Source organism: Psychrobacter sp. 1Y6 (assembly GCF_052258385.2).
Lineage (GTDB): Bacteria > Pseudomonadota > Gammaproteobacteria > Pseudomonadales > Moraxellaceae > Psychrobacter.
On the sequence record NZ_JBQQEW020000001.1, the window covers coordinates 27,462 to 45,579 of the forward strand.

Genomic DNA, 18,118 nt, shown 5'->3' on the forward strand with positions numbered 1-18,118 from the left:
TTATGATGACTTTAACGTAATTAGAGCCATCAGCAATTGCCTATCAACCCAAATAATAATATTTAATAAGGATATAACTATGTCAAACGATACAACTTTCAAAGCCTTAGTCGTCGAAGAAACCAGCGATGGCGAATTCAAAAAAAGTATTCAAGAACGCAAGGTCAGTGACTTGCCAGAAAATGACTTGCTCATCGAAGTACATTATTCGTCGTTAAATTTTAAAGATGCAATGTCGGCATCGGGTAATAAACGAATCACCAAACAGTACCCGCATACCCCTGGTATCGATGCAGCAGGCGTCGTAGTCAGTGACAAGTCAGGCATGTTTACCGTAGGACAAGAAGTATTGGTATTCGGCTATGATCTCGGTATGGATACAGATGGCGGTTTGGGTCAAATGATCTCAATCCCCGCAGATTGGGCGCTGGCTTGCCCTGAAACACTCACCCTAAAAGAAGCGATGACCTATGGCACGGGCGGCTTAACTGCAGCGCTAAGTGTCCAAAAACTAGAAAAAATGGGCGCAAAACCAAGTGATGGCCCAGTCGCTGTCACTGGCGCAACAGGTGGCGTGGGTACGATCAGTATCGCTATCCTAAAGCAGCTCGGCTATGAGGTGATTGCATTCTCAGGTAAGCCAGAGCAAAGCGAGCATTTAAAGGCACTAGGCGCAAGCGAAGTACGTCATCGCGATACCATCAATGAAATCGGTAACAAGCCTGTCGGCCGTGAACTATGGGCAAATGCTATTGATACCATTGGCGGCGACTACTTACCCAACCTGCTCAAGCAAACTAAAGCTGGCGGTGCAGTGACTAGTTGTGGTCTAGCCAGTGGCGCTGATTTTTCGATGTCAGTGATACCTTTTATTACCCGTGCGGTGTCGCTATTGGGCATCGACTCGGTCTATATTCCACTGGCTGACAAAGAAGCCATTTGGAAACGTGTCGCCACTGATATGAAACTCCCTAATCTTGAGAGTTATGGTGAAGAGATTACGCTAGAGCAAACGCCAGAATACTTAGATCGCTTTATGTCTAGCAAAGTGGTTGGACGTTATGTGGTGAACGTGAAGGGTTAGGTTTTAGGTTTAGAACAATCAGTATTAATAAAAAAAGCAGCACCCCCAAAAGGAGTGCTACTTTTTTATTTAGATTCAAGGATAAGAGCATGAGTTTGAAGCCAGAACCAATGGCAGAGTCTACTGTCAAGCCAGATTAAGCAAGGCCTGATTTTTTCTTTTTTTGTTATCACGCTTTGGGAGTATCTTAGCAGTGGATTGTAATTCTTATGCTACTTTTTAAGGATAAAAACTGGTAAACCATCAGAACCAATATAGCTTTTTTCACCAGCTCGCCTTGCTTTGATTGATCTTTTCGATGCAGTATTATCTTTTTCATATTCTTTAGGGCTTAATACTTTCAGTGCCTTCTTTTTTATGCCATCTGGTAGACGAAGGTACTTATCAACACTAGGTGGAACAATCGCATTGCCCTCTTTAAGTTTTACACCAAATATATCTATGTAAAATTCGATATCTCGTAATACTTCATATACTGACGAGCGATCTACTCTCCAAAAGCGGTTAGGTTTAGTTAGCACTTTCGCCTTTTTCTCATCAAACTTACCATTACAATATGAGTCAATAAAATCTTCTAACTGAAAGTCCATGTGCCGAAATGGTAGTATGAGTTTATTCGAAAAATCAGACACTTGAAGATTATTTATTAGTTGCATATTATAGACTTTTATAGCGTAAGCAATGAGCTGACTATCTTCATTAAAGCGATTGAAATCAATGAGAGTCTTTGAACTTCGGTCAAAAGCCGTAGAGAATGGTAGCAAAACGGCAAAATCTCCAGAAGAACTCAAACAGTTTCTAATTACAGCAATGAGCTTCGTCATTTTATTGTGTTGTACGGTTTGTAAAACCACTAATGAGGTAGCCAATACTATGCAAGACAAAACCAATACTTGCTGCGATGAAGAAGAACTTTTATCAACTTGTTCAATAAAGTCAGTAAACTCTTGCCGTGCTTGCTCATGAGCATTAGATATTATAATTCTGTAGATATCGTCATCTACATACTTACTTTTATCAATAACACTTTGTAATAGTGTAGGATCAAAACCTTCAAAATCGGCCATGTGTTCATGTAATATCAACAAGATATACTCAAAGCCATTATTAGCCGCAACCGTGGGAAACCCTTCGACTAACTCATTGATAGCATATATCTTTTTCAAGGTATGTTGGCTGGTTTCTTTTACTAAATTAGATTCTAAGTAATTAGACACCTCAATAAGTGAGTCAGAGGCGTCAGTTTCAGTACCATTTTCAAAATTATCTTGTATCTGTTCAAATGAAGGAAGGAAATCATCCATTTTTAGCATTACTTCATTAGCATCAGAAATAGTCAACTCTTCAAAATCAATGCCTTTTAAAGATTTTCTTAGTACACCTCCAGCCCTAACCAACGTTCTAATCTGGGGAAGTAATTTAGCATTTTCACGACCAACTAAATCAGCTTGAAACTTTTCGAGCAGATTTTGATTTATATCGTCACAATATGAAATTGATTTCCACCCCTTATTCGAAGCCAGATCACTTTTTATATCTCCACTGACTGTCCTTGGAAGCACTAGAGCCAGTTTTTGGCGAATGAATGCTTCAACATCGCAGCTTTTAGACTTTGTAGCTCTTCTAACATCATCGCTCCCTTGCAAGATCTCGATCAGCCAAGTCCTCATGGTAGATAATGGCGATTCTCTATCAACCCTACCTTCTAGTTTGCCTATTGCTGAAATTACGTATGGTATGCACCAATAACTGATGAATATCGCCCTATTTTTCTGTTGATTAGCTTCATCCATAGCCAAAGGGCCTAGTAGCAAATTAAGTTCCTTCATTACTTCTAAAAGCGTCCCAATCGTATGATCTATGTATAACCATATGTCGGGATCATCTAAAGATAAAGCAGAAGTTATAAGATCGCATTTTTCTTTAAATATCGCATTTTGACTCTCAAATTCTGAGCGACTGTTGATAGCAATCTTTTTCTTTTTACTAAGCTTCAGATCCAGTAACTCGAACACAAAGTCAACAGTCTGAGCAGTATTTGGAATCAACATAATAGCGCACCAACCCTCTGAGTAAATTGAATTATCATCTTGCACCTTTTAAGCTTCATTTTCAAATAAAGCTGGCTCGTATAAAACTGGGGGTATAAAGAAATCGGCTCTTACATACACTAACCCTAGATAATGAAGGAGAGTGAAATGCAGTTTTACAACAATATTGATTTCGGAACTGGTATCCCAAGCCATGTAGTAAAGAAAGCATCAGAAGTCTTGTCGTCATCGGTCACGGAAAAACGTTACCCCAGAAAAATTAAGACAAGATTTGGTATCAAATTTGTCTTTAATGTAGGTACTAGATACCGACTACTTTCCAACGATAAACAGAAATGGAAACTCTTAACTCATGAGACATACAATAGATACTCATGACCGACAATTATAGGTGATATTATGAAAAAGAAAGACAGATGGTGTAATAAATTAAAAAGAGATGGTAAGCCCGATCTTTCAGGTGGAGCAGCAAGAAATGTTAGAATTGCAGAATCTGGAGGAATGGATTCTATTGTAGCAAATGCAGTCGATTTTGCACTAAACCAAGCAAATTTAATGTCAGGCTCTATTCATGATAGACCACCATTGCAACCCATGGATATAGGAAAAAAGCGCCTACTTCATTGATTTTTCTCTCGTTACAGTGTAACTAGAACTGCAAAAATTAAATAATTGAGCGAGAATGAATATTTGTTTTTTGTCTCGCTTTTTAAAAGAAACTTAACAATCAATTAGCATGGTAATTACTTTATTCAACCTTGTCGTCCAGAGACGTTATAACCTTGCTTCGCTATACATTAAATTATCTCTGTACAACTAATTTAGCAAAAACGCTGGCATACTTTTGTCTAGAAACGAGTTATAGCTTCATCACAATTGATTTTATGTATGTGAGAGCACAGGCTAGGGTGCAATCTCAGGCGTATGAACCGTCGTAGAAAGGTACCGCGCTCTACGATGGCGTCGATCAGTGCTCGCAAGTCCTCGTGGGTGATTTCGGTCAACTTCTGATTGTCGAATTTTTTTCCATATCTCTCGCATAAACCGAGCAACGCATATCACGGGTAGAGTCGGCCATCTGGTAGCCACGTAGCTACTTTTCTGCCCAAGCACCAAAGGTTTCAGCGCCTTTTACACGCGCCTTGTCCGAGTCTCTTCCTTCGCTAGCGACTTGCCATCAGCGACCATCTGCTTGGCCACACTAAGTCGCTCACGGACTTCTGCCATACTGATACCACCAACGCCGTAGCAGCCAAAGGTGATCGTCTCTTGCCTGCCATTGATCGAGTAGTTTTAACGAAATGAGATGGAACTGGCAGGGGTGACAGCCACATAGAGGCCGTCCCGGTCATTCACCTTGGAGAGTTTATTACTCGACTTAAGATTGCGCAGCATGGTATCAGCTATCACTTATGGCCTCATGACTCGATAATACCACCTTCGATACCATGCTCAAGCGGTGCTTCCCGCTGCTATGAGTTACCAAATACTGCGAGACATAAAAAAAGCCCACGCTATCGTGGGCTTTTTTATGCATGGACAACTTAAACAGGATTATTCCCACTCAATCGTTGCAGGCGGCTTACTCGACACATCATAAGTCACGCGTGATACTTCAGCGATTTCATTCATGATGCGGTTCGATACCGTCTCGATCAAATCATACGGCAGATGCGCAAAGCGAGCCGTCATAAAGTCTACCGTCTCAACCGCACGTAGCGCGATTACCCACGCATAGCGGCGGCCATCGCCGACCACGCCGACAGATTTGATTGGTTGGAATACCGCAAATGCTTGTGCAGTCTTGTCATACCAGCCTGAACGCTCAAGCTCTTGCATAAAGATTGCATCAGCCAAACGCAGGATATCAGCGTATTCTTTTTTAACTTCACCAAGGATACGCACGCCCAAGCCTGGACCTGGGAACGGATGACGATAGATCATTTTAGCTGGCAGACCCAAGGTAATACCCAGTTTGCGCACTTCGTCTTTGAACAAATCACGTAATGGCTCAATCAGTTTAAATGCCAAATCATCTGGCAAACCACCTACGTTATGATGGCTCTTAATCACGTGTGCTTTGCCTTGATGGGACTTGGCAGATTCGATAACGTCTGGGTAAATCGTACCCTGTGCCAAGAACTCAACGACTTTACCGTCGCTCTGCTCACTCACTTGACGCGCGCTATCAGCGAATACGTCGATGAACGTCTTGCCGATGATTTTGCGTTTCTTCTCTGGATCAGACTCGCCTGCTAGCGCATCTAAGAACAAATCTTCAGCATCGACGCGGATGACTTTTACGCCCATGTTTTCTGCAAAGATTTGCATCACTTGGTCGCCTTCGTGCAGACGCAATAGACCGTTATCAACGAACACACAAGTCAGCTGATCGCCGATTGCTTTGTGCAATAACGCGGCAACGACTGAACTGTCCACACCGCCCGATAGACCTAGCAATACTTGCTTGTCACCGATTTGCTCTTTTAACTGTGCGATACGCATATCAGCGATATTGTCTGGCGTCCACTCACCTGCACATTCACAGATTTGATGCACGAAACGACCAAGCAGCTCTTGACCTTGTAGCGTATGCGTCACTTCTGGGTGGAACTGTAGGCCGTAGTATTGCTTATCATCATTGGCCATAATCGCGATTGGACAGCTTGGCGTGCTAGCGATGATGTCAAAGCCTTCAGGTACTTCGATGACCTTGTCACCATGACTCATCCAAACGTTTAGCTTGGCAGCCGCGCCGTCAGTCTTGCTGTCTTCGATACCGTCAGTCAGCTGCGAGTGACCATTTACTTCGATGGTCGCCGCACCAAACTCATGAATGTCACTAGCATGAACTTGCCCGCCAAAACGATCTGCCATCGCTTGCATACCGTAGCAGATACCTAGTACTGGCACGCCTAGATCAAATACCGCATCGTTGATACGTGGGCTGTTTTCAGCATGGACGCTTTCAGGGCCGCCCGATAGTATAACGCCTTTTGCGCCAAAATCGATGATGCGCTGAGCGTCGATGTCATAAGGGAACATCTCACAAAACACCCCAGAATCGCGCACACGGCGGGCGATTAACTGGCTATATTGCGAGCCAAAATCGAGGATTAAGATGCGATCTTCTTTGATTGCAGGAGTGGCAGCAGCAGTGGTCATAAATCGATATCCATCAATAGATAAATTGGTGCCCTATTTTAACAAGTTTACGCCCTCTATTGGCTATTAGATTTTCGATTATTAACAGTTATGCATAAATATTTAAATTTTTAGAAGGTAAGTGCTCGAAAACAACCCGACCTAAAGTAAATAATAAAGAAAACCAAAACCAGTTCATTACGGGGGTATTGCAACTAAACAAACAAAACCATGTATTTACCGCTACTATGCTCATAGTGATTATGGTCGTAGTGGTTATGCTCATAGAAGGTAGGCTTATATCTACCATGCTGACCATTACCATAAAATATGATACACATAGTAGTAATCAAGATGAAGGCTATCTAGTGAGTAGTCTTGGAAAATTAATTAGTACTTTAGAATATCCAAACATTATTTGTAGGAAATATATCAACCACGAGAAAAAGGAGTTCTAGTCTTAAAAACTGAATAAGTGATAGACAGTAATGTCAAATACAAAGAGCAATATAAAGAGACAATAAAATGAGTAACTTTGATAACGAGCAAAATCGTCAGAAACCAGCTAAGGGCACGAGTAAATCTTCGAAAGAATACCTTCCAGATTATGTAAAAGCACGATCAAAGCACCATAAACCTCCACATCTAGGCACCTTCGATGTCGGGATGTCAGTACCACAATGGCGACCCGACCACGTACCTGATACCCGTATCGACAAATTCACGTTTTTTATGGTATTGGCCATCCTTTTCAGTATCGCCATACCTTTGATACTATTCCCCGAACAAGGCAAAGCTTGGGTAGGAATAGCACGTAGCTTTGTGGTTGATAACTTTGGCTTCGCTTATCTAGCGTTCGGTGCTCTCGCCATGATGTTTGTCATTTACATCGTAATATCTGACATTGGTAAGATCAAACTAGGCCGCCCAGAAGAAACTCCTGAATTTTCAGATTCTTCTTGGGCGTCCATGTTATTTTGTGGCGGTATTGGTGCCAGTATCCTGTATTGGGGGCTGATTGAGTGGGCTTATTATTATCAAGGCCCTCCTTTTAATCTACCGGGCGGCTCACCTGATGCTATTCGCTGGGCAACCACCTACGGTATCTTTCACTGGGGTCCTGTCGCTTGGTCTATCTACTTAGTACCTGCTGTGCCTATCGCTTATTTTTACTATGTGCGTCAGACACCCATACTCAAAGTTAGCCAAACGCTCATGCCATTGTTGGGTGAAAAGCTGGCTGGCAGTAACTGGGCCAAGATGCTTGATGTACTATTTGTCTTCGGTATGGTTGGTGGCGGCGCGACGACGCTAGGTCTGGCCTCTCCGCTTATCAATGAAGGCTTACACAACCTGTTTGGTTTGCCACGTAACACCACGATGCAGATTGTTGTCTTATTAATCACCACCATGATATTTGCTTACAGTGCCTATCAAGGGTTAAAAGGCGGCATTCAAAAACTCTCCAACATTAACTTTTACTTAGCAGTCGCCTTTTTATTATTTATTTTGATTGTTGGGCCAACTGTCTTTATTTTGAATACAGGTTTAGAAGCGCTAGGGCGTTCTATCACCGAAATGCCACTCATGATGACGTATATCGAACCCTTTAAAGACTTTCAAGAGTTCGGCTTTGAACACACAACCTTTCCACAAGATTGGACTGTTTTTTATTGGGCATGGTGGCTAGTATTTGCACCAACTATCGGTCTGTTTATTGCCAAAATCTCTAGAGGACGTACCATACGAAATATGGTCTTAGGATCCATGTTCTATGGCTCGCTTGGCTGTGCCATGTTTATGATTATCTTAGGCAACTATGGCTTGTATTTGCAATTAACAGGTACGGTCGATGTGGTTGCCGTACTTAATAATGAGTCACCAACGGCTGCCATCTTTGCGATATTAAATAGCTTGCCGATGTCTTATTTAGTCATCTCTGTGTTTACCTTTTTGGCCATTATCTTTACTGCCACAACCTTTGACTCAATCTCTTATATCTTGGCATCTGTCGTACAGGTAGAAGTAGACGATGAGCCGCATCGTTGGAATCGCCTGTTTTGGGCATTTACTTTGTGTTTATTACCCGCCATTTTGATGTTCTTAGGAGATCTGCAAACCTTGCAGACCGCGTCTATTATCGCTGGTGCACCGCTTATTGTCATCCTGTGTATGATGATGATATCTGTGATTAAAGCCGCTCGATATGATCTGGCTTACCAGCCTGATTACGGTCTAAAAACCATTCATATCGAAGAGTTGCCTGACAATGCACCGTGGGAAGTAGGCAAAACCTCAGAATCGCTCGAAGGCTCGGTTATGCATCAACATGAAGAGTGGGAGCAAATGCGTGAGGATACTGAAAATGCTGAGAACGCGAAAAATGATGATTAATTATTACTAATAAAAATCACCATTAACGTTGTTTTAAAGCAATGAAAAGGCTGGACTACCTTGATAGTCCAGCCTTTTTTGTTATATAGATTTTTTGTTATATAGCCATTTTATAAAAGCTTGACGCTATCACTTAGGGTTCAACAACATTATCTAACGCTGCATGCATACGATTTAACCCTTCTAATAGCAATGCTCTAGGGCAAGCGACATTAATACGCATTTTAAGATGCCCTTCTTCACCATATTTAAATCCTGCACTCAACTCAACCTTAGCTTCTCTAAGTGTGTCATAAAGCACGTGATCATCTTCAGCATATGCCGAGCAATCCACCCAGATTAAGTATGAGGCCTCTGGGCGCATGACCTTAATCTTAGGCAAATGCTCTTCTAAAAACTGCACCGTTAAATCAATATTGGCTTCGATATAATTCAGCGCCTGCGTCAACCACTCATCGCCTTGCTCATAAGCCACACGCATGGCCGTATAAGCAAATAAATTCAGCTCATACTCATCATTTAACTGCTGCTGCTGACCGATTTTTTTAATTAGCGCTTTATCTTTAGCAAATATCATTGAGCCTTTGATACCTGCGATATTAAAGGTTTTGGTCATCGAAGTCAGGCTGACTACATTGTGCTCATAGCCTTTTGCCAGTGTTAAAAACGGTATAAACGTGTGACCAGTCAAGGTCAAATCTTGATGAATCTCATCACTGACAATCGCCACATTATGCTTTTTACAAATCGCCAGTAGCGCTTCCAGCTCGTCCCTCGTCCATACGCGACCACCAGGATTATGCGGATTGCAAAGTAGATAAAGCTTAACCTCATGCTCGATAATTTTGGCTTCTATATCAGCCAAATCTAAATGATATTTACCTTCGACTTCCTTCATTGCAGAGAGCACAAGCTTGCGACCATTTTGCTCAACCTTGCTCATAAAGGGTGTATAAATAGGATCGTTGACCATTACCGCCTCGCCTACCTTGGTAAAGACATTCATCATCAGCGCTAGGCTTGGCACGACACCTGGGGAAAACAAGATATTTTGCTTCTCTAACTGCAAGTCATAACGACTGCCATGCCAGTTAATAATTGAGTCGTATAAAGCATCAGTAGGTTTGGTATAACCCAAGATGCCATGCTGCATGACTTGCTCAACCGCGCTTAATATCGGTGCGGCAGCCTTAAAATCCATGTCCGCCACCCATAGCGCAATCGTGTCATCGTTATAGTGCCACTTGAGTGAGCCGGTGTCGCGTCTGTCGATTATTTCATCAAAGTTATATTGCATTGGTACTCTTCTTATTTGGAATAATAATGGTTTGGAACGTCAAAAATACAGCGCAATATGTGCACTATATTATCAATATACGCTACGCTATCTGCTCTAGTAGATTAAGGCGTGTTCGATTTTTCATAAATAATTAAAGTGCTTTTAGACCTTAATTATCCATTTATCGGCTTAAATAACCTTCAAAGATATAAAGTAAACATTATTTCAATAATGATTAAAAATTAATGCTACATTAAGGTTTCGGACTCTATCTATCATAAAGTTATTTGTGCCAGAGTGCGCTAATGTTGCCATGATTATAATCTATCAACATTTACCCAAACTATCTAATAAGCCATCAAGGCTAACAAAAAGGAATGAAAATGGACTTGTTACCGAAATCAGTACTAAAGATTAGTGCCCTCACTTTTGCCATTGCCGCAACTGCTTCTTGCACTGCTATGGCAACAGGAACTGACCATCAAACTGCAAACGCAACTAGCAGCACCGCTATCACTCTTGGCAACACTGCCACAACTAGCGGCACCAATGATACCGTTGCCATCGGTAGTCAGGCCAATGCAGGTCTAAACTCAGCTACTGCCGTTGGCGGTCAAGCGAACGCTGCTGGTCTAGGCTCAACCTCTATCGGTTGGCAATCAAAAGCCACTGCCGAACGTGCACAAGCTTTTGGTCATCTAGCCAATGCTAGCGGTGTGCGCTCTACTGCTGTCGGTGAAGCAGCCATGGCAGGTGGCAATAATGATACGGTTGCTGTCGGTAATAAAGCCAATGCAGGTCTCAACTCAGCCACTGCCGTAGGCGGTGAAGCCAATGCTGCTGGTCTAGGCTCAACCTCTATCGGCTGGCAGTCAAAAGCCACCGCTGAACGCGCACAAGCATTTGGTCATCTAGCCAATGCAAGCGGTATGCGCTCTACCGCTGTTGGTGAAGCGGCTATGGCACAAGGCGCAACTTCGGTGGCGGTCGGTAATAAATCTATGGCAGGCGGCATGAACAGTATCGCTATCGGTAACGAGGCGAAAGCATCCAAAGACAACCAAGTCGTCCTAGGTAACGCTGGACAAGTGCAGTCGAGTACCGCAGCACAATCAGGTACGGTCAGAATCGTCACGATCGATGACAACGGCACTTTGGGTACTATGATGGTTGACTACTACCAAAAAGCTAAATAATTATAGTTGAGTGGTCAACACTGACGCTATTGTAGTCAGTCATACTCGATAAAATAAAAAAACCTCGCGATTGCGAGGTTTTTTTGGGTGGTATGTTTGATTAAATAGGATTTTTACGGAAGTTTAAAAGGTAAGTGCACATATCGTCCTTTTATATTTTACGTATGAGAAACACTCTTAAACTGTATTAATATTAACGCCCCTTAAACTCAGCCTCACGTCTCTCAACCATAGCCATTACACCCTCTTTCGCATCTTCTGAATGAAAGAGCGGCGGGAGATAACTATGGATATTGGCCAGTGCCGTCGCTGCCCCATTACGGCTAGCGTCTTGTGCTGAAGACAATGCCCCTCTTACACCTAACGGCGCAGCTTTACAGATCTCTTGCGCCAGCGTCAATGCACGCTCGTACTCAGTACCATTTGCCATCACTTCACTGACCAAATTCAGCCTATCGGCCGTTTGCGCATCAAATGCTTTACCTGTCAGCAGATACGGCATAGCTTTTTGCCAGCCAGCAGCGGCTACAAAACGTACCGTCGCCCCGCCAAACGGCATGATGCCGCGCTGAACTTCCATTTGTGCAAAGTTACAGTTATCACTGGCAATGACCACGTCGCTATTTAGCATTAGCTCGATAGCCACGGTGAAGCAAGTACCTTTTACCGCGACGACCACGGGTTTGGTACGTAGTTTTCCACTAATGCCCCATGGGTCGATTTGATCGTCATTAAACTCAAATACGCCATCGTTTAGCTTGTCTTGTAGCTCTACCAAATCTAGCCCAGCAGTAAAGTGATCTCCGTGGGCAAATATTAATGCACAGCGTAAGTTATCATCTTGCTCGTAGCGAGTCATGGCGTCAGACAGTTGGGCAATCATATGACTGTCAAAGGCGTTGCGCTTATTGGCACGGTTTAGCCCGACAAGGCAAACATGGCCTTGCGTGTTATAAGTGATACGGTTCTCTGTGGCGTTACTATCCGTAGTCATGGTTCCATCCTTGTTAAAGTAATCATTGGCGTGTGATAAATAGTTATATAGTCAAATCTCGGTAATTTATGTGTAGAGATTGAGTGATAAGTCACCTTTAATATAGACACCCTCGTTCTATAACACAAGTAATAGAGATGACTCGCATAGTGCAAAAATCGATAAAAGTTGACCTCATTTACGATAAGTGCAACTATGTTGCAGGTCTAAATATGGTTCAGAGTATTTTATGGAATTTTGGCACGGTTTTTTACTCATCACTAGCGTACATCTATTGGCTGCGGCCTCACCTGGCCCTGATTTTGTCTTAGTCTCGCAGCAGACGTTGGCGAAAGGTCGACGCACAGGCTTGATCTGTAGTCTCGGTATCACCTTGGGCCTTGCCGTACATATTATCTATTCGGTATTAGGGCTGGCGACCGTCATCGCCCATTCGCAGCCATTATTGACTACTATTAAATGGTTAGGTGGCGGCTATCTGATTTATTTAGGTTGGCAAGGTATCCAAGCTAAGCCTAAAAAACCAGCAGATTTAGACACAGCTCATCTTTTAGAAAAAACACATGCTTTGGAAAAAGCAGATCCGCAAGTAGGTTTAAGCGCTCACGTTTCACAAGATGCGCTTACTAGCCAGACTACACCTGTAGCCAAAGATATCTCTACCCAAGAGTTACCTAGCAATGGTGAATCTACCTTTGCTACATTGCGTCGCGGTTTCCTTTGTAATGTCTTTAATCCTAAAGCCCCTGTCTATTTTGTAGCTATTTTTACTCTTGTATTATCGCCTGACATACCGCTTTGGCAATTGGCTATTTATGGTGTATGGATGATGGTGTTACAGATGGCGTGGTTTAGTACGGTCGTCATGCTACTCTCTATCCCTGCGGTACATCGACGCTTCCAACGATTTGAGCATTGGATCGACCGCGTATTGGGTACTGCGATGATCGTATTAGGGCTTAACTTGATATTGCGTCACCGATAAGCGACCGATAAAGCGCGGATAAACCATTAGCAACCTGCGAAATCTGCTACACTGGTTACTTATATCCATATATCGTAGCCTGACATTATGACAAGTAAGCCCATGACCCGTAACCCTGCAAATAGTAAACACAGAAACAGATCTCCTGCGACCGCGAAAAAACTCGGTCAGCTGCACCCACGCAACCCGCACCAAGGTCGTTACGACTTTGCGGTATTGACTCGAGCTTTACCTGAGCTTGCTGACCACACCATTACCAATCCTAAAGGTGAGTCGACGATTAACTTCTCGGATCATCAGGCTGTTCGTGTGCTAAATAAAGCACTGTTAGCGAACTATTACGGGGTTAAATTTTGGGACATTCCTGAAGGTTATCTATGTCCGCCTATTCCTGGACGTGCCGATTATATTCACTACATCGCGGACTTATTGGCGCAAACCACTCACGTAAATGCCGATAACACACCGCCAACAGGTAAAGAGATTCACGCCCTTGATATCGGTACTGGTGCCAGTGCGATCTACCCTATCGTCGGTAGTCAGAGCTATGGCTGGCGCTTCACGGCAAGTGACATTGACCCTATTTCGGTCAATACCGCAGCGCTGATTTGTGAAGCCAATCCAAAACTAAAGAGTGCGGTCAAGGTAAAGCTGCAGCCTGAGCCTAAATTTATCTTTAAAAACATTATTGGTCGTCAAGATTATTTTGACGTCGTGGTTTGTAACCCTCCATTTCATGCTTCATTAGAAGAAGCGATGGAAGCCAATAGCCGAAAGCAACATAACTTGCAGCGCCATCGTGGTAAGAATGAAAGCGAGCAAATCAGCCGTAGCTCAACCAAATCAGGCAACGCTGCGCAAAACCTCAACTTCGGTGGTCAGCACAAAGAGCTATGGAGTGAAGGTGGCGAAATTGCGTTCTTGACCAAAATGGCAAAAGAAAGCCAGAGCTTTGCCGAACACGTTGGCTGGTTCACAACCTTAGTATCAAAATCTGAAAACGTTAAGCCATTGCAATTATTATTAAAGCAGCTAAACGTCGCTCAAATGCGTATTGTCGAAATGAGCCAAGGTCAGAAAAGCACTCGTGTACTAGCTTGGCGCTTTGATACTGACGAAGAATAATCGATAAGTAAAATTACTAGTCTGAGTTTCACGTGAAACAAAAAGCACCGTTTTGATATTCAAAGCGGTGCTTTTTTATGAGTACTCAGTAAGAATCTAAATAAATTAGCTAAAAAACATCACTTTTAGACCAATCGCGATAAGCACGATACCGCCCAATGCTTCAGCTTTATCTTCTAGCCATGTGCCTGAGCGACGTCCCAAATAGACCCCGATCCAGCCAAATATAGCAGTTACTACAGCGATAATTAAGCATGCTAACCACGCATTCAGTGCCAATAAATTCAGCGTAAACCCTGCCGCCATTGCATCAATACTGGTTGCAACCGCTAACGTAAACATGGTGCGATGATTAATATGTCCATGCTTACTGGCGGCTGTTACTGTGTCACTACCAGTATTAATAGCATCATCATTGACGTCCAGATCATCACTGTTATCATCTGACTCATCAGTAGTAAATACTTCGTAAAGCATTTTGCCACCTAGAGCAATCAATATAGTACCGCCAATCCAAGGTGCAGCAGCGGCCAGCCAACCCAACATTGCCGCACCTAATAAGTATCCGATAAGAGGCATGATACCCTGAGCGATACCAAAGTAAAGCGCAGCATAGGTAGCCAAGCGCAGTACATATTGACGACTGTATTTTTGAGCCTTAGCACCCAACCCTATCGACACTGCAAACGCATCCATCGCTAAAGCAATAGCGAGTAAAATTACTTCAACCATTTGATTCCCGCAGATTATAATTATTAAGTAATAGCAATGCTAACAAATGAGTTTCACGTGAAACAAAAATACCGCCTTGAATATCAAAGCGGTATTTTTATAAATTGTCAGTAACCAATTTCAAATTTAGATATCTAAGTTCGATACTGTTAGCGCATTCTCTTCAATAAAGATACGACGCGGCTCAACGTGATCACCCATCAAGCAAGTAAACATATGGTCAGCGGCGATAGCATCTTCGATAGTAACGCGTAGCATACGACGATTTTCAGGGTCCATCGTTGTATCCCATAGCTGGTCGGCGTTCATCTCGCCTAGACCTTTGTAACGCTGGATAGCTAGACCACGACGCGCATCCAGCATCATTTGTTGCCATAGATAATCGAAGTCACGTACTGGGATATCTTTCGTTGTTCCCGCAGACGCTTCACGGCGGATAAAAGCATCGCTCTCAAGCAATGTATTCCACTCGCTTGATAAACGTAGCAGTTTGCCATACTCACCCGAGTTGATAAAGCTAGCATCTAACAGATAATGGTGTGCTAGTTGATGCACATATACTGTGACGCGTGGCAGCCACTGAGCCTTGGTAGATAAAGCCTCACTATCTGACGCTTCGCCTTCTTCAGTACCTACTACTGGCGTCATACCCAATAAATCTGCTGCGGCTGCATCCATATTTTTCGGCTGCGGCGCATGGATATTAACCAATTCAATCTCAGGGCTTAGATCGCTACCGAAGTAATCCAGCTTAGTCTGCATTGCTGCTTTCCAATCCTGCATAGCAGACTCATCATAAGTCATATCAGTGCTAAGTTTTGGCGTATGCGTCAATGCGTCCAAAATCACCGCTGGGAAGCGAATCTGCAGACGCGCCTTGATCAACTGTGTCTGGTTGTAGTCGTTAAGCAATGTCTCAAGCGCTTGACCAGTAATCGCAGGCGCATCAGCACTGATATGTAGCTTGGTATTGTCAATTGTTGAAGACAATAGATACGCTTTAAGCGCTTCGTCATCTTTTAGATATAACTCTTGACGACCTTTTTTTACTTTGTATAGCGGTGGCTGAGCAATATATACATACCCGCGCTCGATTAATTCAGGCGTTTGACGGAAGAAGAACGTCAATAACAACGTACGAATATGCGATCCATCAACATCGGCATCGGTCATGATGATGATTTTGTGATAGCGTACTTTGTCAGGATTATACTCATCAGGACCAATACCACAACCTAATGCAGTAATCAGGTTACCCACTTCAGCAGACGATAGCATCTTGTCAAAACGAGCACGCTCGACGTTTAGAATCTTACCTTTTAGTGGCAAAATTGCTTGTGTTTTACGGCTACGACCCTGTTTAGCTGAGCCACCTGCAGAGTCACCCTCCACAATGTATAGTTCAGATAATACTGGATCTTTTTCTTGGCAATCGGCTAACTTACCAGGCAGACCTGCAATATCCAAAGTAGTCTTGCGACGTGTCATTTCACGCGCTTTACGAGCCGCATCACGTGCACGCGCTGCATCGATAATCTTGTTAGCAATGGCTTTACCAGCACCTGGATTCTCTAGCAGGTAGTCATTGAACTTATCATGCATGGCTGATTCAACAGCAGATTTCACTTCGCTTGATACTAGCTTATCTTTGGTCTGACTTGAGAACTTCGGATCTGGTACTTTTACAGAGACAATTGCGGTCAACCCTTCACGAGCATCATCACCCGTTGCGGCTACTTTCTCTTTTTTGAATAAGTTTTCACGATCCATATAACTGTTCAAGCAACGCGTCAATGCTGAACGGAAACCAGATAAGTGAGTACCACCATCTTTTTGCGGAATGTTGTTGGTGAAGCACAGTACTTTTTCGTTATATGTATCTGTCCACTGTAGCGCGACTTCTACGCTGATTCCGTCATCTTGCTGACTGGTAAAATGGAATACTTCGTTGATACCGTCTTTACCAGCATTGATATAGCTAACAAACTCTAGCAAGCCACCTTTATGCTCAAACTCATGACGTTTATCAATACGCTCATCAGTCAAAACAATACGCACACCAGAGTTCAAAAATGACAGCTCACGTAAGCGTTTTGCTAAGATATCGTACTCAAAGATCGTACCGGTGAACACATCACTGCTAGGATAAAAACGGATTTGTGTACCCGTCTGATCGGTTGCTTCCATCTGTTGGATATCGCTATCAGGTACGCCATCAGTATAAGTCTGATGATAATGATAGCCTTCACGCCAGATATTCATCTCAAGCTTTTGAGACAGAGCGTTAACGACTGATACACCTACACCGTGCAAGCCACCTGACACTTTATAGCTATTGTCATCGAACTTACCGCCCGCATGCAATACAGTCATAATAACCTGAGCCGCTGATACACCCTCTTCTGGGTGGATATCAACAGGCACACCGCGACCGTTATCCATCACACTGACAGACTCATCTTCGTGAATAACGATATCAATCTGATCACAATGACCAGCAAGCGCCTCATCGATAGAGTTATCCACTACCTCAAAGACCATATGATGCAAGCCTGTGCCATCATCGGTATCACCGATATACATACCAGGACGCACACGTACGGCCTCTAACCCACGCAATACGCGAATATCTTTAGAACTATAATCAGAAGGCAATACTTCTGAAACTACAGTAGGAACAGCCGCTTCAGTAGCACTGTCGTCTATCAATTGCTCGTGGTCAATAGGTAATGAATCACTCATGTACATTCCTTAATCTAGCCATAATCAGCCATTTACGCTTAGCGCACTTATAAACAGTCCGCTACATAATGGCATCTTAGAATTAACGTCTATTATTCATAATCTAGAGTGCATATGAGCAGTTAAACTACTAACCACCGTTAGCCTCAAAAAAGGCCGCACAGAGATAAAATCAGCAAATTATTTATTAGTAATAGTCTTTGTTTTTCTAGCCATTGTTAAAACTATTGAAATAAATAAAATACATATTTATCAAATACTTATGAATAATTAAAAAATAGAAATCTTTTCTATGATGCTATCAGATAAATTGCTGAGCACAGGACAAAAATAAAGGGTTATTTTAACATTTTTTCGCTTCTAAGTCACTGTTTACTGAGAGTTTTACGGTC

At 42.9% G+C, this 18,118-nt stretch carries 13 protein-coding genes; 7 read left to right on the plus strand and 6 right to left on the minus strand.

Annotation, left to right across the window (positions count from 1 at the left end):
* Positions 1-79 precede the first annotated feature (79 nt).
* Positions 80-1,084: a YhdH/YhfP family quinone oxidoreductase gene (locus tag ACTXGF_RS13760; protein ID WP_443533058.1), complete on the plus strand. Its 1,005-nt coding sequence runs from the start codon at positions 80-82 to the stop codon at positions 1,082-1,084.
* 212 nt (positions 1,085-1,296) lie between these two features.
* Here the strand turns inward: ACTXGF_RS13760 and ACTXGF_RS13765 are convergent, their stop codons facing one another.
* Positions 1,297-3,135 carry a hypothetical protein gene (locus tag ACTXGF_RS13765; RefSeq protein ID WP_443533056.1) on the minus strand — a complete coding sequence of 613 codons (1,839 nt, stop codon included), beginning with the start codon at positions 3,133-3,135 and terminating at the stop codon, positions 1,297-1,299.
* Between the two features lie 147 nt (positions 3,136-3,282).
* Between ACTXGF_RS13765 and ACTXGF_RS13770 the strand changes: the two genes are divergently transcribed.
* Together ACTXGF_RS13770 and ACTXGF_RS13775 are read left to right on the plus strand one after the other, a co-directional pair.
* On the plus strand, positions 3,283-3,513 hold the full coding sequence (locus ACTXGF_RS13770; RefSeq protein WP_443569785.1) for a ParE family toxin-like protein: 231 nt from the start codon (positions 3,283-3,285) through the stop codon (positions 3,511-3,513).
* A 21-nt stretch (positions 3,514-3,534) separates the two neighbouring features.
* Positions 3,535-3,762 (plus strand): hypothetical protein, encoded by a 228-nt coding sequence (locus ACTXGF_RS13775; protein WP_443533053.1) that lies wholly within the window; start codon positions 3,535-3,537, stop codon positions 3,760-3,762.
* 927 nt (positions 3,763-4,689) lie between these two features.
* Here ACTXGF_RS13775 and guaA read toward each other — a convergent pair.
* Entirely contained in the window at positions 4,690-6,300 is a 1,611-nt protein-coding gene (gene guaA, locus ACTXGF_RS13780) for a glutamine-hydrolyzing GMP synthase (RefSeq protein WP_443533052.1), read from the minus strand.
* A 504-nt stretch (positions 6,301-6,804) separates the two neighbouring features.
* On the opposite strand from guaA, the gene ACTXGF_RS13785 reads away from it, so the two are divergent.
* Positions 6,805-8,673, plus strand: coding sequence for a BCCT family transporter (locus ACTXGF_RS13785; RefSeq protein WP_443533050.1), 1,869 nt, complete (start codon positions 6,805-6,807; stop codon positions 8,671-8,673).
* A 133-nt stretch (positions 8,674-8,806) separates the two neighbouring features.
* Here ACTXGF_RS13785 and ACTXGF_RS13790 read toward each other — a convergent pair whose 3' ends face one another.
* Positions 8,807-9,970, minus strand: a complete 1,164-nt coding sequence (locus tag ACTXGF_RS13790; protein WP_443533049.1) for a MalY/PatB family protein — start codon at positions 9,968-9,970, stop codon at positions 8,807-8,809.
* A 365-nt stretch (positions 9,971-10,335) separates the two neighbouring features.
* Here ACTXGF_RS13790 and ACTXGF_RS13795 point away from each other — a divergent pair, with 365 nt between their 5' ends.
* Entirely contained in the window at positions 10,336-11,148 is an 813-nt protein-coding gene (locus tag ACTXGF_RS13795) for a hypothetical protein (protein ID WP_443533047.1), read from the plus strand.
* Positions 11,149-11,341: 193 nt separating this feature from the next.
* Here ACTXGF_RS13795 and ACTXGF_RS13800 read toward each other — a convergent pair whose 3' ends face one another.
* Positions 11,342-12,142, minus strand: a complete 801-nt coding sequence (locus ACTXGF_RS13800) for a crotonase/enoyl-CoA hydratase family protein (RefSeq protein ID WP_443533045.1) — start codon at positions 12,140-12,142, stop codon at positions 11,342-11,344.
* 229 nt (positions 12,143-12,371) lie between these two features.
* On the opposite strand from ACTXGF_RS13800, the gene ACTXGF_RS13805 reads away from it, so the two are divergent.
* The gene (locus ACTXGF_RS13805) at positions 12,372-13,127 is read left to right on the plus strand and encodes a LysE family translocator (RefSeq protein WP_443533043.1); all 756 of its coding nucleotides are present in this window, start codon (positions 12,372-12,374) and stop codon (positions 13,125-13,127) included.
* Positions 13,128-13,214: 87 nt separating this feature from the next.
* Positions 13,215-14,252, plus strand: coding sequence for a 23S rRNA (adenine(1618)-N(6))-methyltransferase RlmF (gene rlmF, locus ACTXGF_RS13810; RefSeq protein WP_443533041.1), 1,038 nt, complete (start codon positions 13,215-13,217; stop codon positions 14,250-14,252).
* A 105-nt stretch (positions 14,253-14,357) separates the two neighbouring features.
* Here the strand turns inward: rlmF and ACTXGF_RS13815 are convergent, their stop codons facing one another.
* Entirely contained in the window at positions 14,358-14,984 is a 627-nt protein-coding gene (locus ACTXGF_RS13815; protein ID WP_443533039.1) for a manganese efflux pump MntP, read from the minus strand.
* A 126-nt stretch (positions 14,985-15,110) separates the two neighbouring features.
* Positions 15,111-17,726, minus strand: a complete 2,616-nt coding sequence (gene gyrB / locus ACTXGF_RS13820) for a DNA topoisomerase (ATP-hydrolyzing) subunit B (protein WP_201568095.1) — start codon at positions 17,724-17,726, stop codon at positions 15,111-15,113.
* Positions 17,727-18,118 lie beyond the last annotated feature (392 nt).

Excerpts from the sequence above, each read along its gene's own strand:
- ACTXGF_RS13760 (WP_443533058.1), top strand. The coding sequence starts at position 80 with ATGTCAAACGATACAACTTTCAAAGCCTTAGTCGTCGAAGAAACCAGC.
- ACTXGF_RS13765 (WP_443533056.1), bottom strand. The coding sequence starts at position 3,135 with ATGTTGATTCCAAATACTGCTCAGACTGTTGACTTTGTGTTCGAGTTA.
- ACTXGF_RS13770 (WP_443569785.1), top strand. The coding sequence starts at position 3,283 with ATGCAGTTTTACAACAATATTGATTTCGGAACTGGTATCCCAAGCCAT.
- ACTXGF_RS13775 (WP_443533053.1), top strand. The coding sequence starts at position 3,535 with ATGAAAAAGAAAGACAGATGGTGTAATAAATTAAAAAGAGATGGTAAG.
- guaA (WP_443533052.1), bottom strand. The coding sequence starts at position 6,300 with ATGACCACTGCTGCTGCCACTCCTGCAATCAAAGAAGATCGCATCTTA.
- ACTXGF_RS13785 (WP_443533050.1), top strand. The coding sequence starts at position 6,805 with ATGAGTAACTTTGATAACGAGCAAAATCGTCAGAAACCAGCTAAGGGC.
- ACTXGF_RS13790 (WP_443533049.1), bottom strand. The coding sequence starts at position 9,970 with ATGCAATATAACTTTGATGAAATAATCGACAGACGCGACACCGGCTCA.
- ACTXGF_RS13795 (WP_443533047.1), top strand. The coding sequence starts at position 10,336 with ATGGACTTGTTACCGAAATCAGTACTAAAGATTAGTGCCCTCACTTTT.
- ACTXGF_RS13800 (WP_443533045.1), bottom strand. The coding sequence starts at position 12,142 with ATGACTACGGATAGTAACGCCACAGAGAACCGTATCACTTATAACACG.
- ACTXGF_RS13805 (WP_443533043.1), top strand. The coding sequence starts at position 12,372 with ATGGAATTTTGGCACGGTTTTTTACTCATCACTAGCGTACATCTATTG.
- rlmF (WP_443533041.1), top strand. The coding sequence starts at position 13,215 with ATGACAAGTAAGCCCATGACCCGTAACCCTGCAAATAGTAAACACAGA.
- ACTXGF_RS13815 (WP_443533039.1), bottom strand. The coding sequence starts at position 14,984 with ATGGTTGAAGTAATTTTACTCGCTATTGCTTTAGCGATGGATGCGTTT.
- gyrB (WP_201568095.1), bottom strand. The coding sequence starts at position 17,726 with ATGAGTGATTCATTACCTATTGACCACGAGCAATTGATAGACGACAGT.